Genomic DNA, 12,709 nt, shown 5'->3' with positions numbered 1-12,709 from the left:
GCGGTATCATGGCTCTGGAATGCGACACACACGGGTGGTCCTGCTCGCCCTCCTGCTGCGGGTCTGGCGGTCTGGACGCCCGCGAGGCAGTCAGGATCGGGGCGGCCGGTGTGCTTCTCGGCGCGGCTCTCGCGGCGGAGCACTTTGCGCTCTCTCTCCCGATCCCGGTCGCGGTCCTCTCTCTCGGGTCGCTCGTGCTGACCGGTCTTCCGATCATCGTGGGGACGGTGCAGGGGCTCCTCCAGCGGCAGCGAAACGTGGGAGAACTTGCGAGTATTGCGATTGTGGCTGCGCTGTACCTGGGTGAATTCACCGTCGCCGCGGAACTGGGCTTCATCATGGCCCTGGGCGAAGTGGCGGAGGAGTACGCCCACCGGCGGTCGCGGCGCGATATCGAGGCGATTGCGGCCGATACTCCGAGGTATGCTTTTGTCGTGCGGGACGGGGAGACCGTCCGGGCGGCTCTCTCCGAGATCGGCCCCGGGGACCGTGTGCTGGTCCGTCCCGGCGACGTCGTGCCCGTCGACGGAACAGTCGCGACCGGCACATCGGCCGTCGATGAATCCCACCTTACCGGGGAGAGCATCCCGGTTGAGAAAGGGCCGGGGGATGCGGTGTATGCCGGGACCATCAACCACGACGGCGCACTGCAGGTGACGGTCCTCCGCGTCGGGGACCGCTCGGCCTACGGGAAGATCATGCAGATGGTCCGGGAGGCGGAGGAGCGCCGCCCTCCTTCCCGCCCGCTTGTCGACCGGCTCGCGGTCGTCTACACCCCGGTGATGCTTGCGGCCGCCGGTGTGGTCCTGCTCGCGACGGGCGACCTGCAACGGTCGATCTCGCTTCTCATCGTCGCCTGCCCCTGCGCCCTCCTGCTTGCAACCCCGTCTGCGGTGCTTGCAGCGATCGGCGCCGGCGCCAGGCGAGGAGTCCTTATCCGGGGCGGCGAGTACCTGGAGGCCTGCTCAAAGATCGATACCGTCGTCTTCGACAAGACCGGCACCCTTACCCTCGGAGACCTGCACGTCACGAAGGTGGTGCCGTTCTGCGGGAGAACGGTTGAGGGGGTGCTCCGGGTCGCGGCCGTTGCGGAGGCGGGATCGGAGCACCCCGTCGCCCGGGCTATCCTCGATGCGGCGCCCGAGCCGGGGAGCCACGCGGCGGACGCGACGGAGATGCACCTGCACCCGGGAGGGGGGATCGAGGCGCGGTCCGGGGAGGCCCGCATCGTCGTGGGGAGCGCCCGTCTCCTCGCCCTGACCGGCATCCCGCTGCCGGAGGAGGCACGCGCGGTTCGGGACACCCTTGCGGCTTCCGGCGTCACGCCGGTCTTCGTGGCGGTGGATGAGGAGGTCGTCGGCGTGATCGGGCTGCAGGACCGGCTCCGCCCCGAGTCCGTCGAAGTCATCGAGCGCCTCAGGCGCGAGGGGATCGAGACTATCGCCATGCTCACTGGCGATCACGAGGTGGTCGCCCGCAGGGTCGCGGCGGAGGCGGGAATACTGGAGGATGCGGTTTACGCCGGTCTGCTGCCCGGCCAGAAACAGGAGTATGTGGAAACCCTCCAGACCGGCGACCGGACGGTCTGTTTCGTCGGCGACGGGACCAACGACGGGCCGGCGCTCGCCCGGGCGGATATCGGGGTCAGCATCGGTTCGAGAGAGGATACGGTCGCCCTCGAGACCTCGCACGTCGTCCTGATGCGCGGGGGCTTAGCAGAGCTTCCCGACTTCCTCCGGCTCGGGAAGAGGGCGGCGCGGACGATCACCGCAAACGTCCTCTTCGCTCTCGCGTTCTCGTTTTCGATGATAGCGCTCGCCGCTCTCGGCATCCTCTCTCCTGCCGGCGGCGCGATAGCGCACCAGGCCGGAACGCTCATCGTGCTCGCGAACTCGGCAAGCCTCGCCGGGAGAGCGTTCGTGGACCTTCCCGGCGGGCGGTTCGGCCGGCACGGGCCCGGGTCCTGTCCGGCAGCGGACGGTCTGTAATGCCGGTGGCAAGGAGGGGTAGAACCCCCCCGTTGTCGTTTTTGCTCGGGCGCGGTTCTCATTCACGCAATTTTTCCGGCGCGTCCCTGAGCGTTATTGCGACCCCATACTGGCCGTTGAAAAGCACGACCGGGACATACGTCGTCAGGGTGAGCGCCCCGGTTTTCGGGTCCGCCCGAATCTCCTCTACCCGCTCCGTCCCACGGATTGCCCGGGAGAAGGTCTTCGATATGACCAGATCTTTGAGAAACGGTACGCAAGCAGCGGCTCTGTCGACGGTCTCCTCCTTTACGAGGCCGAGGCGGGTGCAGCAGGCCGGGTTGATGGCCCGCACCGCAAGGTCCGCGTCGACGACGATCACGCTCTCCTGGATGTAATCGAAGAGTTCAAGGAGCGAGGGGCGGGAGGAGAGGAGGTACACCTTCGCCGAACCGACGGTGCACATCTCGACCCTGCCCGCCGTCACGAGCATGCCCAGGTACTTGGCCGTCGAGCTGCGGTTGAGGCTGATCCTCCGGGAGATATCGGAGATCGAAAGGCCGTGCGCCTCTTCCTTCAGGAGACTCAGGATTCGTGCCGCCCCATTCCCCGACCCGGGAAGGTTGCGGTGGGGGTCGCCCAATTCTGCTGTCATTGTCCAGATCTGTTTTATCTGGCTCAATATATATTGATTTAGTTAAAGATTGCTTGCTCGTGGCCCGCCGGAGGTGGGGAGGGGCGCTCCGTTGAGATGCCGGTGTATGCGGCGGTCTGTCTCTTCCGGGGTGAGACACCGGTTTGTCGCGGTGCCGGGGATTGTACCGTCCGGGGGTGCAAGATCCCGGGAAAAAATGGGTTTTCGGCACCTTACCAGAGTACAATCGAACCTGTCTGAACGGTTTTGCCGCTGACCCGGTCGATGATCGAATACTCAAGAGGCGTGTTCACCATCGCCCTGAAAGTGCCGCTTGCGCCGTCCGGCGTCCAGGTGATGAACCTGCCCTTCTCAACGCTGGTGCTTTCGGAGTTGTCGTAGCAGCCGTCCGCCGTCAGGATGAACGCGTCCCCGGCCATGAGGACGTCGCTGGCGCTGCCGCCGACGCGCCCGAAGTAGCGCGAGTAGGTGTCGTCCTTCGCAATCAGTTTGCCGGCATCGGCGCAGTACTTCGTCGATTGTGACGGGTCAAAGACGGTATCGTAGCCGATGGCAATGACAGTAGTATCGCGGCTCTTGAGCTGGACGGTGATGTCCCGGAGGGAGATGGGGTCTCCGCCCGTGTGCCGGAGCGTGATCCCGTTGTTGACCGTGAATCCTCCCCCATAGTCCGGGACTTCGTTGGTCGGGTCGTTATCACGGATTTCCGTTATCATCGGCGTGACTTCAAAGGTCAAACTCGGGGCCTGCTTCTGGCCGGAGGTTATGGACCCGGAGAACGAACTCACCAGCGCCGCGATGATGATCGTTACGACGAGCATCAGCATAACGCCGACGACCGGGGAGACTGCGTTGTCCTTCATTGTACGTACACCTCGCCCTGGTAGATGGTCTTCTGGCTCGGGATGTGGATGATCTTAACCTCGACGATGCTGCCCGGGCCGAACTCATATTTAGAGTCGGTGATATCGAACCCGAGCATGCTGGTCCCGGACTTCGAACCGGTACCAGCTGTCGTGCCCGAAGTCAGTACGTCCCCGGATACGAACGTGAAGTTGCCGAAGTCCACCTTCGGATCTCCTTGGCCGCCCCGGGTGGGGTCGTTGAGGTAGGGAATCTTCACCTTGACGCCGCTGATCGTCGCCGCGTTCTTTATTGAGGTGACGTCACCCCGCGTCTGGGTACCGTTTGGCGGAGTATAGTAACTCAAGACCCTCATATCCTTTGTCTGGATGGGGTCTCCGCCGAGGTGCTCGATCAGCATGATGTACTGATCCCTGTCCGGCCCGCCGTCGGAGACGATCTTCACGTCCAGCGCTGCAGAAGGTGTCTTTGGGGCTGTTTCTCCGAATGTGCCGGCAAAAGATGCGACGACTGCGGCGATGACGATCGTCACCACGAGCATCAGCATCACGCCGATCACCGGCGAGACCGCATCGTTCCGGTCCGGTCTCTCATTGTCTATGCTCATACCGTCTCTCCGTAGCAAAAGCCATGTGCGAGTATTGTCCCGGAGTCCCGGTCGCTTAATGTATACTCGGTGCGGCCGTCTGTCATCAAGAACTGACCGCTCGAGTAGGTATTGCCACCATGGTAGCCTGGTTCGACGGAGGGATCTTGACGATCTGCCTGGTATCTCAATATCCGCTGCTTTTCCCAGAGATCAGGAATCCTATTATGACCATCCGAATATATGATGAACCTCTCTCCCGCGTTTAAGAGGGGGTTTTTTCTCTCGGTCGCCGAGAGCCCCGCGCCGAACTTCTCCATGCGGACATCCTTTCTCTCACGGTCCGGGTATCCCTGGGTGTAGCCCCTGGAGGGCGGGTCGTTGTACGTGACCAAGCAAACCGCCATAGTCCCATCATCATAACTGAGATCGAGTTGCAACGTCGTGAGGTCCACTGTGTCGCCGCCGACATGTTCAAACACCATGCCCGGGGCCATCGTTGCAGCGTTGTCGACATACGAGGACACACCGACGTAACGGATCTGTGCATTCGGGGCTTTCTTTGTGTCTTCCATCAACCCTCCGCTGAAAGCACTGACGGTGGCCGCAATGATGATCGTTACGACGAGCATCAGCATAACGCCGACGACCGGGGATACCGCGTTGTTGTTTACCATCTCACCATCACATCCTTGTCGTAGATGAATTTCCCGCTCGGTTTGTGGATTACCGTGATATGTACGACCGATCCTTCCTGAAACCCGAACTTATTCCTCTCAGTGGCATCGAATCCTAAGAAGGGATTTCTCGAAAGTTTAAGCCGCTCGCCAGGGCGCAGGATAACCTTTCCAAATTTTCGTGCCTGCGTGTCACCGGGCCCTAACACAACGTTTTGATTCTCGTTGCTCACCTGCGGAGTGAACGGGTCGGCGTTTTTATCCCACGCAGCCGTTCCGTCCGACGGCAGAGATCCGTCGGTTGTGTGTTTGATGGTTTTACTTGCGTTTCCTAGTTTAGCGGTCCCATACGCCTCAGGCAGGGTATAGGTGGTGACGATCTGCAGGTCTCCGGTATAAAGCGCCTCTCCGCCCAGGTTTTCCATATGTACCACAGTGCCCTTTTCACCGGCACGGACATCAAATCCAAGCGATGCAACCGGTGCTTTTTCATTCGTTCCACCTATGCCCGAGGCAAAGCTGCTCACGACGGCGGCGATGATGATCGTTACAACGAGCATCAGCATCACCCCGACGACCGGCGAGACCGCATCGTCTCGCCTTGGGAGAGTATGACCTTTTCCCGCCCCCGATGCTGTCTTGTGTGTTAGAGTCATGTTGTCGTTCTCCGATCCAACAAGTTTAATTTCGTTATATCAATGAATTTTTCATTAACCTGTGGGCTCTTACATCATATTAATCTTTTTTAAATACTCCATTTTCTCAGGGATTTTTAAAAATTATGCTTTCTAAACCCGCATTTCAAACTTGCATCGTGTCTTTGCATTGCATCGGCATTCCGAAGCCTCACCAGGAGAGGTGCGTCGGGGGTTTCGTCCGTACCGAAGAAAGCGTCAGTATCCGGCGCTTGAATGGAACCTTCTTGTGGGACGGGTGCAACGTCTGGGTGACTGCTGTCTCCGTCCGGCATACAACCGCGCCCAATTCCTATGATAAGTAGGAGGGAGCGTGTCTCTCAAAAAAAGTGAAAACCGGCATGCCGGGTTAGAACACGTGTTCCTGTTCCAGGTATCCCTCGGAGTACACCACGCCGGTCTTGAGGTCCGAGAGAGCGTACTTGCTGCCGCCGTCGACATTGACTCTACCGCTTGACCAACCACTGCCTCGGGGATTTGAGAAGCCGAGGTACGGGAAGTAGTTGCTCGAAGAATCACCCTTATAATAAAACTCACAGTAAATGATGAACCGCTCCCCCGGTTCGATGATCGGGTCTTGCAATTCTTCGAGCGTCAGGCCGCTCCCGAACCTCTGCATACGAGAGCCTGCCGCTTCCTTGGGAAGTGTGACAAACCACCTTCCTGCACCGGTCTGTTCCCCGCTGTCCTCGACGTAGCGTGGATCGACGGCGTCGTTGTAGGTCAGCGTAGCCGCTCCCGATGAACCCGAGCCTATACCTCCGACCCAGAGGTTGAGGTTCCGGAGGTCCAGGGAGCCGCCGCCGGCGTTCTTAAAGACAACTCCTATTTGTCCATAGGTCCAGTACGGTGGTTCGGTATCTTTGTAGCCCGCCGAAGACACCCCGACCAGTTCGACCTGGGCGTTCGACGCCGTACCAACATTCGCCGGTAGGGCGGTTGCAAACGAACTGACAACCGCCGCGACGATGATCGTCACCACGACCATCAGCATAACGCCGACGACCGGCGAGACCGCATGCTCCGTGAATTTTTCCGTCATTACCATGTTGCCACCACATCCTTGTCGTACACGGTCTGACCCGACGGCGTGTGGATGATCGTCACGTGGACGACGGACCCCTCCTGGAACCCGTACTTCACCCTGTCGTCCACATCGAACCCGAGGAACGCCCTCCGGTCCTTGAACCAGTACTGTTCGCCTGGTTTGAACTGGCAGGCGCCGAAGCTGGGCGTCCCGGAACCGACCATGCCGTTCCCGGGAGCCAGGCTTCTGTGAGTCAGATCATCAGGCCAATACGCGTTCACCTGGGGGACGAAGGGGTCCGAGTTCGGGTCCCAGGCGGCGTCTTCCATCACGTCCTCGTCGAGGACGCTGCCGATCGCACCGTCCAGCGTGTGCTTGATGGTCTTGCCGGCATTTACCACGTCCACCCCGTTGTAGGTCTCTGGAACCGTGTAGGTCGTAATGATCTGAATATCCTTGGAATGGAGTGTCTCCCCGGCGACCATGGTCAGCACGACGCACTCCGGTCCGGCACCCGGCCCGTTGGTTGTTGCCCCGCGGCCGACGGCATCTCCCGCGCGCATGCTGATCTCGAACGCCGTCGTCGGCGCTGGCTCGGCAGAGTCGCTGAGGCCGCCGGCAAAACTGCTGACGAGAGCGGCGATGATGATCGTTACGACGAGCATCAGCATCACCCCGACGACCGGCGAGACCGCACGCTCGTTTTCGACGAACGCCTTTAGAGTTCTTTTACCTCTATACATTGTCGGTTACCTCGTTTCTGTTCCGGAGCGCAAAATCACCTGAGGATGATTGTGCCGCTCTGCATGGGCTTGCCGCTCAGCTGGTCGGTGATCGTGTACTTGAAGGGTATATCGGTCTGTACCCTGAACGTGCTTCCCGAATCCTCGGGAGACCAGGTGAGGAACCGTCCCTTCACGATCGTTGCGTCGGTGGTCATTGTGCTGTCGTAACAGTCGTCGGCAACGATCATGAACGAATCGCCGACGGTTATCAACTCATCGCCCCCTCCCGGGAGTCCAAAGTATGTATCGTTGCCATCGGGATTCTCTACGATCGTCACTTTCTCCGTATCGACCGCCGCCGACGAGTTGAGATACGTGTTCATATCGAAGTTGATGACGTTCTCCCCCTGTCTCAACTGGATGGTGATATCCCTGAGGGAGAACGAATCCCCGCCGGAGAGGCGGAACGCAATGCCGTTGTTCGGTTTGAAGTCTGCGCCATGATCCGGGACCCCATTCTCCTTATCCTCATCCGTGATACTGGAGGTATACGATACAGCGAGTGTGACCTGCGGCGCAAGCGTCTCGTCCCGCACAACACTGCCGGAGAATGCGCTCACCATGGCGGCGATGATGATCGTCACGACGAGCATCAACATCACCCCGATGACCGGGGATACAGCATTGTCCTTCATTGTACAATCACCCTCCCGCTGTAGAGGTTTTTCTGGCTCGGGAGATGGATGATCTCGATATCGACTGCGGAACCTCTCTTAAACCCGTATTCTTCGCGTAGCTCCTGCGTCGTGAGATCATTCAAGCCGACAAGGGCGGCTCCGGTCCCTAGAGAGGCCCCCGTGCTGAGTACGTCCCCGGGAGCGAACGTATACTCCCCGAAGTTCGTGCCCGCGTCTCCGGGTTTACCCCGGGCGATGTCGTTGAGGTACGGGACCTTTACGGATGCGATCGTCTCGCCGTTGATCTTCATATTCGCCACTGTCGCATTTCTTGTCATAGCCGTCAATTCTCCGCGCTGCATGGTCTTCCCTGTCGTCGACGGCGGCGTATAATAACTGACGATCCGCATATCGGACGTCGGGATGCTGCTCCCGCTGTGGTGCTCGATCAGCATGACATATTGCGGGTCCGCCGAGTTGCTCCCGCCGTTGGACAGGATCTTTACGTCAAGGGCCGCTGCCGGTGCTGTTTCGGTGTTCCCAAAGGCGTTTCCGGCAAAGACCGATACGAATGCGGCGATGATGATCGTTACGACGAGCATCAGCATCACGCCGATGACCGGCGAGACCGCGTCGTTCTTATCTGAATTCATACGTTTTCCGTTCCTGATCTGATTGTTCATAATACACTTCCCACGAGAGTGCCCGAGGAGATGGCAGTTCCAGTATTTCTGTCGATGAGCGTGTAGGCCGTCCTGCCGCTCACCTCGAACTCGCCGCTGGAATACGGCGGCGCTCCTGGGGGTGCTCCTAGGCCGCGGCGATCCGCAACATAGGCCACACGTCCATAGGTGCTGTCTCCGTTCGTGATGTAGCGGTCAGCGTGGATGATGAACCGGTCCCCGGCCTTGATCTTTGAGTTGGCCACGGTTGTGGCATTCCTCACATCATTAAGGACCCCGACCTTCTTCATCCGGTAGGTGAAATCTTCCGATAGACGGACTTCATTCGGCGCAGTGACCTCGCGATATGTCTCCGACGGTGCGTCGGCATACGCGATCGAGGCCTCGTCTCCCCCGGCCATCGTCGACTTCAGGTGAAGTTCCAGGTCCGAGAGGAGCAGCGTCTCTCCGCCTTTATTCTCGAACACGAGACCGATCTCCCCAAGGCCGTCTATCGGCCCCGTCAGCACCCCGACGTATGCGACCTGGGTTTGGGGTGCGGTGTGCGTATCCGAGACGAACCCTGTGGAGAATGCGCTCACCGTTGCTGCAATGATGATCGTGACGACGATCATCAACATCACACCGATGACCGGGGATACTGCATCTTCGTTTCCTCTCCTCACCATGGTACAATCACATCCCTGTCGTAGATAATGCTCCCGCTGCCGGTGTGAATGATCGTCACGTGCACGGTAACCCCTTCGCCGAACCCGTATCCCGCGGACTTTTTCGTATGCCAGTCGTAGACGCAACGCTGGTCCGTCTCAAACCCAAGGAAGTTGTCGCGGTCGAACGTGAGCCGACTGCCTGGCACAAGAATCGCCGTCCCGAACGTCTGGTCCGCGGTTCGCGTGGAGACGATGCTGTCGTCGTTGGTCACCTGCGGAGTAAACGGGTACCCTGCGGCGCTCTGGTCGAGGGCGTTTTCTGGAATCGGGGCAAGCCGTCCGTCGATGGCGTGTTTAATGACGCGCCCGGCCTCTTGCAGCGAGCTACCGTCATGGCCCGCGCCCCACATCTCCGGAACGGTGTACGAGCTGACGATCTGGAGGTCCTTTGTCGCCAGAGGATCGCCGCCCAGGTGTTCGATGGTCACGTTCGTGTCGTTCGGCCCGGCAACCATCTTGATTGCCAGCGTCGCCGCCGGTGCCTTACTGCTGCTGGACCCGAGGCCCCCGGCGAAACTGCTGACGATCGCGGCGATGATGATCGTTACGACGAGCATCAGCATCACGCCGACGACCGGCGAGACCGCATCATCGTTCACCGGGGCGCAGATGTGCTCTTTTCCCCGGCATCGGTGTTCTTTCCAGGATAACATGTCCATGTCGTTGTTCTCCATCAGACAAATTAATTTTAGTTAGATAAAATTATGTTTAAATGCTTTATCTCTTCCATATGGCATTAACTTTTCTAAATACCCCATTGATTGCCTTATTTTTCGAAAACATGCCTTTCAAAACTGAAATTCTCTGATGCAATGCACCTCTGCATCGCAACAAAGTGAAATAGCGATATAACAAATAAATTTGACAATGTGGTGCATCCCCGCCCCAAGGAGTCTCAGATATATGGACAGATATCGGATCATGGTGGTACTCGCAGCGGCGCTCCTCCTCCTGGCTGTTTTCGCTCCGGCGGCTTCGGCACGGTTCGTAACACCCGAAGGACCCAACGCCGGGATCAGCCCCGGCGATACCGTTTTTCAGGGAGAGAGGACCGTGAACTTTTCGGCGTTCTCCGACCCGGTAAAGGGGAACCCGGTCCGGATGGTCAGGATCGATTCCGGGGGGCAGCAGACCGACCCGATCTCTCTCACCAGCAGCATCGCGAATTACATCCGTGGAAGTCCCGGCCAATACTATCCTGTTTACAGCGACGGGACGGTTGATCAGGGCAGATACTGCCTGGTGCAGGATGTTGCCGGCAGTCTCGGACAGGTGATGATGCGCACCTTTGGGACGGATGTCGAGCCTGTACCGAACCCCAGCAGGCAGAATCCCCTGCCCTACCGGATGGGAATGCAGTTCCTGCTCCCCGACCACAACCTCCCGCTCAGCGAGTTCCAGGGCCCGTGGTACGAGTATGAACTGCAGGGCAACGTCAAAACATCGAGCATCACGAACATTGCCGGGGACACGGTCTCGCTTGAGGACCTCTCCGCAGACCCTGCAGTCTGGGACGACACCCTCGTCTTCCGGTTCGCGGATCAGGGCGGCGTCTCCCGGGACACCCAGGTGACGATGGTCTTCCGGATGACCCTCAACGACCTCAACCGCGAAGTGCCATACACCTTCACGGTGCGGGACTACCCGCCCGCAATCATTCTCAATGAGACGACCGCGGAGCGCGGCGGAGACCTCTACTTCACGGTCCAGGGGACGCCCTTCACGTACTACGACATTACCCTCCCCGAACCCCCGGCGGGGGAGGACTACCCCATCTTTGACGGCGGCGGGTGGGACACCCGGTTCTCCGACTACCATGTGCGCGTTCACCCCGGGTGGGACGGCACCGTCCGGCTGCAGATCCATATCCCGGACGGGGCTCCGGTCACCAGTTATACGATCCAGGCAACCGGCCCCGATATCTTCCAGCCGGTGAAGGCAACCTTCAGTATCGATCAGAAGGTCATGACGCTGGTCTTCGATGAGCCGGACCAGCAGCTCTACGCCATCGGCGACATCATCGAGTTGAGCGGGACCGTAGCCGGCCTCGGAGCCTCGGACTCGCTGTCCCTCGTCCCGCTCTACCTTTACGTCACGGGGCCCAACCTGCCCCCAAACGGCGCGCCCCTGACCGACCTCTCGCGGGCCGTTGAAGACGGCGTACCCGCGACGTTCACCGTGACCTACTATAACCCGCTCCTCAGAATCTGGGGATATTCGTGGGACACCTCGCTGATCTCCTGCGATGCGGGGACCTACACCGTCCATGTCAACTTTCAGCCGATCGGCGAGGAGAGAAGCAATTATCCGGGAGCCCCGGGCTCCATCGACGGCGAGGTCCCGCCGTCGTGGGACTACGAGCTCAACATGCCGTCCCTTCACGCAAAGTTCGATGAAGAGACGGGGGGAGTGTTCGCCCGCGGAGACTACCTCTATTCGTGGTGGTACGGCCGCGGGAGCCCCGGTCATACTTCCAGTTCCGTGGGGCATATGAAGTGGTACATCTTCGGCCCGAACTTCAAGTACGCCGACTATAACCCCCGGTTCCCCCTCGACGACGACGGGTCCTACGGGATCACGCTCGCGCGGAACTTCACTTACGACCTCTCCCCGGGGACTTATTTCATCGTCTACCACCACCCGGGAACGGACAACGAGTTCGACGTCCTGCCCGAGAACAACCTCAACTTCAGGGGTAACGTGAACCGGCTGTACATGGTCGACGGCGGCGAGGTCGTGAATATCGGGATGCTCGAGGGCCGGGCTGCTGCCGAGGCCCTGGTACGGGCGCTGGATTCGTCGTCCAGGGACGACCTCTACGTGATGGACACCTTCACGGTCGAAGACCCGATCGTCCGGATCAAACCGGTCGGGGAAGTGCTCGTCGGGGACGAACTGATCGTCAGCGGGACCACCAACCTTGCCGGAAAAGGAACGACCGCCGACAAAACGGACATTCACGACGACCTGGTCCTGACGATCGCCGCGCTCGACCTCTATGAGTCGGGCAAGGCGAACACCGCGATGAAGATCCCGATCAACGAGACCATCCCCGGAAAATATGACCCGGTCCAGAAGGCGCGGCCGTTCTCCTACGACGAGCATCCTATCGATACCAGTTCCTGGTATCCGGGGATCTACCAGATCACCGTCACCTGTAAGGAGGTCAACTACAAGACGACCAGCACCTTTGAACTCCTCCCTGAAGGGAGCCAGCGAAACGCCACGGTCACTGAGGCGCCAAATCCATTCCCCTCCCTGACCCCCGCGGCCACCGAGACGTGGAACCAGTATTCCCCGCAGGGCTCCCCGGACTCCACCGCCGGCGAAAGGCCCGACTTTACGCCCATATCCCTGCCCACGTCCACCCAGTCCCCCGGGTTTGCGGTGTACCTCGCAATTGCCGCGATGGTCGGAGTGTTCCTCGCGAGGAGGCGGTAACC

13 protein-coding genes are annotated in these 12,709 nt (G+C 59.9%); 2 read left to right on the top strand and 11 right to left on the bottom strand.

Translation table 11 applies throughout. From position 1 onward, the window contains the following. Nucleotides 1–8: 8 nt before the first annotated feature. The gene (locus BRA42_RS10590; protein WP_342770612.1) at nt 9–1,988 is read left to right on the top strand and encodes a cation-translocating P-type ATPase; all 1,980 of its coding nucleotides are present in this window, start codon (nt 9–11) and stop codon (nt 1,986–1,988) included. A 58-nt stretch (nt 1,989–2,046) separates the two neighbouring features. Here BRA42_RS10590 and BRA42_RS10585 read toward each other — a convergent pair whose 3' ends face one another. The 11 genes from BRA42_RS10585 to BRA42_RS10535 form a co-directional block, all read right to left on the bottom strand. Further along, nucleotides 2,047–2,622: a helix-turn-helix domain-containing protein gene (locus BRA42_RS10585; RefSeq protein ID WP_342771213.1), complete on the bottom strand. Its 576-nt coding sequence runs from the start codon at nt 2,620–2,622 to the stop codon at nt 2,047–2,049. A 212-nt stretch (nt 2,623–2,834) separates the two neighbouring features. Further along, nucleotides 2,835–3,485, bottom strand: coding sequence for a type IV pilin N-terminal domain-containing protein (locus BRA42_RS10580; RefSeq protein ID WP_292410668.1), 651 nt, complete (start codon nt 3,483–3,485; stop codon nt 2,835–2,837). Continuing rightward, entirely contained in the window at nt 3,482–4,093 is a 612-nt protein-coding gene (locus BRA42_RS10575) for a type IV pilin N-terminal domain-containing protein (RefSeq protein WP_292410666.1), read from the bottom strand. Before BRA42_RS10575 ends, BRA42_RS10580 begins: the two co-directional genes overlap by 4 nt. After that, nucleotides 4,090–4,749: a type IV pilin N-terminal domain-containing protein gene (locus BRA42_RS10570; protein WP_292410664.1), complete on the bottom strand. Its 660-nt coding sequence runs from the start codon at nt 4,747–4,749 to the stop codon at nt 4,090–4,092. The genes BRA42_RS10575 and BRA42_RS10570 overlap by 4 nt, the downstream gene beginning before the upstream one ends. After that, a complete protein-coding gene (locus tag BRA42_RS10565; RefSeq protein ID WP_292410662.1) occupies nt 4,743–5,405 on the bottom strand; it encodes a type IV pilin N-terminal domain-containing protein in 663 nt (220 codons plus the stop codon). Before BRA42_RS10565 ends, BRA42_RS10570 begins: the two co-directional genes overlap by 7 nt. Before the next feature lie 388 nt (nt 5,406–5,793). Continuing rightward, nucleotides 5,794–6,486 (bottom strand): type IV pilin, encoded by a 693-nt coding sequence (locus BRA42_RS10560; protein ID WP_292410660.1) that lies wholly within the window; start codon nt 6,484–6,486, stop codon nt 5,794–5,796. Continuing rightward, complete coding sequence (locus BRA42_RS10555; protein ID WP_292410658.1) at nt 6,486–7,214, bottom strand: type IV pilin N-terminal domain-containing protein; 729 nt, start codon at nt 7,212–7,214, stop codon at nt 6,486–6,488. Before BRA42_RS10555 ends, BRA42_RS10560 begins: the two co-directional genes overlap by 1 nt. Nucleotides 7,215–7,249: 35 nt before the next feature. Further along, nucleotides 7,250–7,891 (bottom strand): type IV pilin N-terminal domain-containing protein, encoded by a 642-nt coding sequence (locus BRA42_RS10550; protein WP_292410656.1) that lies wholly within the window; start codon nt 7,889–7,891, stop codon nt 7,250–7,252. Further along, nucleotides 7,888–8,526 carry a type IV pilin N-terminal domain-containing protein gene (locus tag BRA42_RS10545; RefSeq protein WP_292410655.1) on the bottom strand — a complete coding sequence of 213 codons (639 nt, stop codon included), beginning with the start codon at nt 8,524–8,526 and terminating at the stop codon, nt 7,888–7,890. The genes BRA42_RS10550 and BRA42_RS10545 overlap by 4 nt, the downstream gene beginning before the upstream one ends. Before the next feature lie 26 nt (nt 8,527–8,552). Further along, nucleotides 8,553–9,224, bottom strand: coding sequence for a type IV pilin N-terminal domain-containing protein (locus tag BRA42_RS10540; protein WP_292410653.1), 672 nt, complete (start codon nt 9,222–9,224; stop codon nt 8,553–8,555). Beyond that, complete coding sequence (locus BRA42_RS10535; protein WP_342770610.1) at nt 9,218–9,940, bottom strand: type IV pilin N-terminal domain-containing protein; 723 nt, start codon at nt 9,938–9,940, stop codon at nt 9,218–9,220. Before BRA42_RS10535 ends, BRA42_RS10540 begins: the two co-directional genes overlap by 7 nt. 247 nt (nt 9,941–10,187) lie before the next feature. On the opposite strand from BRA42_RS10535, the gene BRA42_RS10530 reads away from it, so the two are divergent. After that, on the top strand, nt 10,188–12,707 hold the full coding sequence (locus BRA42_RS10530; RefSeq protein WP_342771591.1) for a hypothetical protein: 2,520 nt from the start codon (nt 10,188–10,190) through the stop codon (nt 12,705–12,707). Nucleotides 12,708–12,709: the final 2 nt, after the last annotated feature.

Origin of the sequence: Methanoculleus sp. UBA374 (genome assembly GCA_002508705.1) — an archaeon.
Taxonomy (GTDB): domain Archaea; phylum Halobacteriota; class Methanomicrobia; order Methanomicrobiales; family Methanoculleaceae; genus Methanoculleus; species Methanoculleus palmolei.
The sequence above is the reverse complement of the archived record's forward strand: the minus strand, read 5'-3'. Positions and strand labels throughout refer to the sequence as shown.

Bases quoted from the DNA above. Each gene is read 5' to 3' on its own strand.
- BRA42_RS10590 (WP_342770612.1), top strand. From the start codon at position 9: ATGGCTCTGGAATGCGACACACACGGGTGGTCCTGCTCGCCCTCCTGC.
- BRA42_RS10585 (WP_342771213.1), bottom strand. From the start codon at position 2,622: ATGACAGCAGAATTGGGCGACCCCCACCGCAACCTTCCCGGGTCGGGG.
- BRA42_RS10580 (WP_292410668.1), bottom strand. From the start codon at position 3,485: ATGAAGGACAACGCAGTCTCCCCGGTCGTCGGCGTTATGCTGATGCTC.
- BRA42_RS10575 (WP_292410666.1), bottom strand. From the start codon at position 4,093: ATGAGCATAGACAATGAGAGACCGGACCGGAACGATGCGGTCTCGCCG.
- BRA42_RS10570 (WP_292410664.1), bottom strand. From the start codon at position 4,749: ATGGTAAACAACAACGCGGTATCCCCGGTCGTCGGCGTTATGCTGATG.
- BRA42_RS10565 (WP_292410662.1), bottom strand. From the start codon at position 5,405: ATGACTCTAACACACAAGACAGCATCGGGGGCGGGAAAAGGTCATACT.
- BRA42_RS10560 (WP_292410660.1), bottom strand. From the start codon at position 6,486: ATGACGGAAAAATTCACGGAGCATGCGGTCTCGCCGGTCGTCGGCGTT.
- BRA42_RS10555 (WP_292410658.1), bottom strand. From the start codon at position 7,214: ATGTATAGAGGTAAAAGAACTCTAAAGGCGTTCGTCGAAAACGAGCGT.
- BRA42_RS10550 (WP_292410656.1), bottom strand. From the start codon at position 7,891: ATGAAGGACAATGCTGTATCCCCGGTCATCGGGGTGATGTTGATGCTC.
- BRA42_RS10545 (WP_292410655.1), bottom strand. From the start codon at position 8,526: ATGAATTCAGATAAGAACGACGCGGTCTCGCCGGTCATCGGCGTGATG.
- BRA42_RS10540 (WP_292410653.1), bottom strand. From the start codon at position 9,224: ATGGTGAGGAGAGGAAACGAAGATGCAGTATCCCCGGTCATCGGTGTG.
- BRA42_RS10535 (WP_342770610.1), bottom strand. From the start codon at position 9,940: ATGGAGAACAACGACATGGACATGTTATCCTGGAAAGAACACCGATGC.
- BRA42_RS10530 (WP_342771591.1), top strand. From the start codon at position 10,188: ATGGTGGTACTCGCAGCGGCGCTCCTCCTCCTGGCTGTTTTCGCTCCG.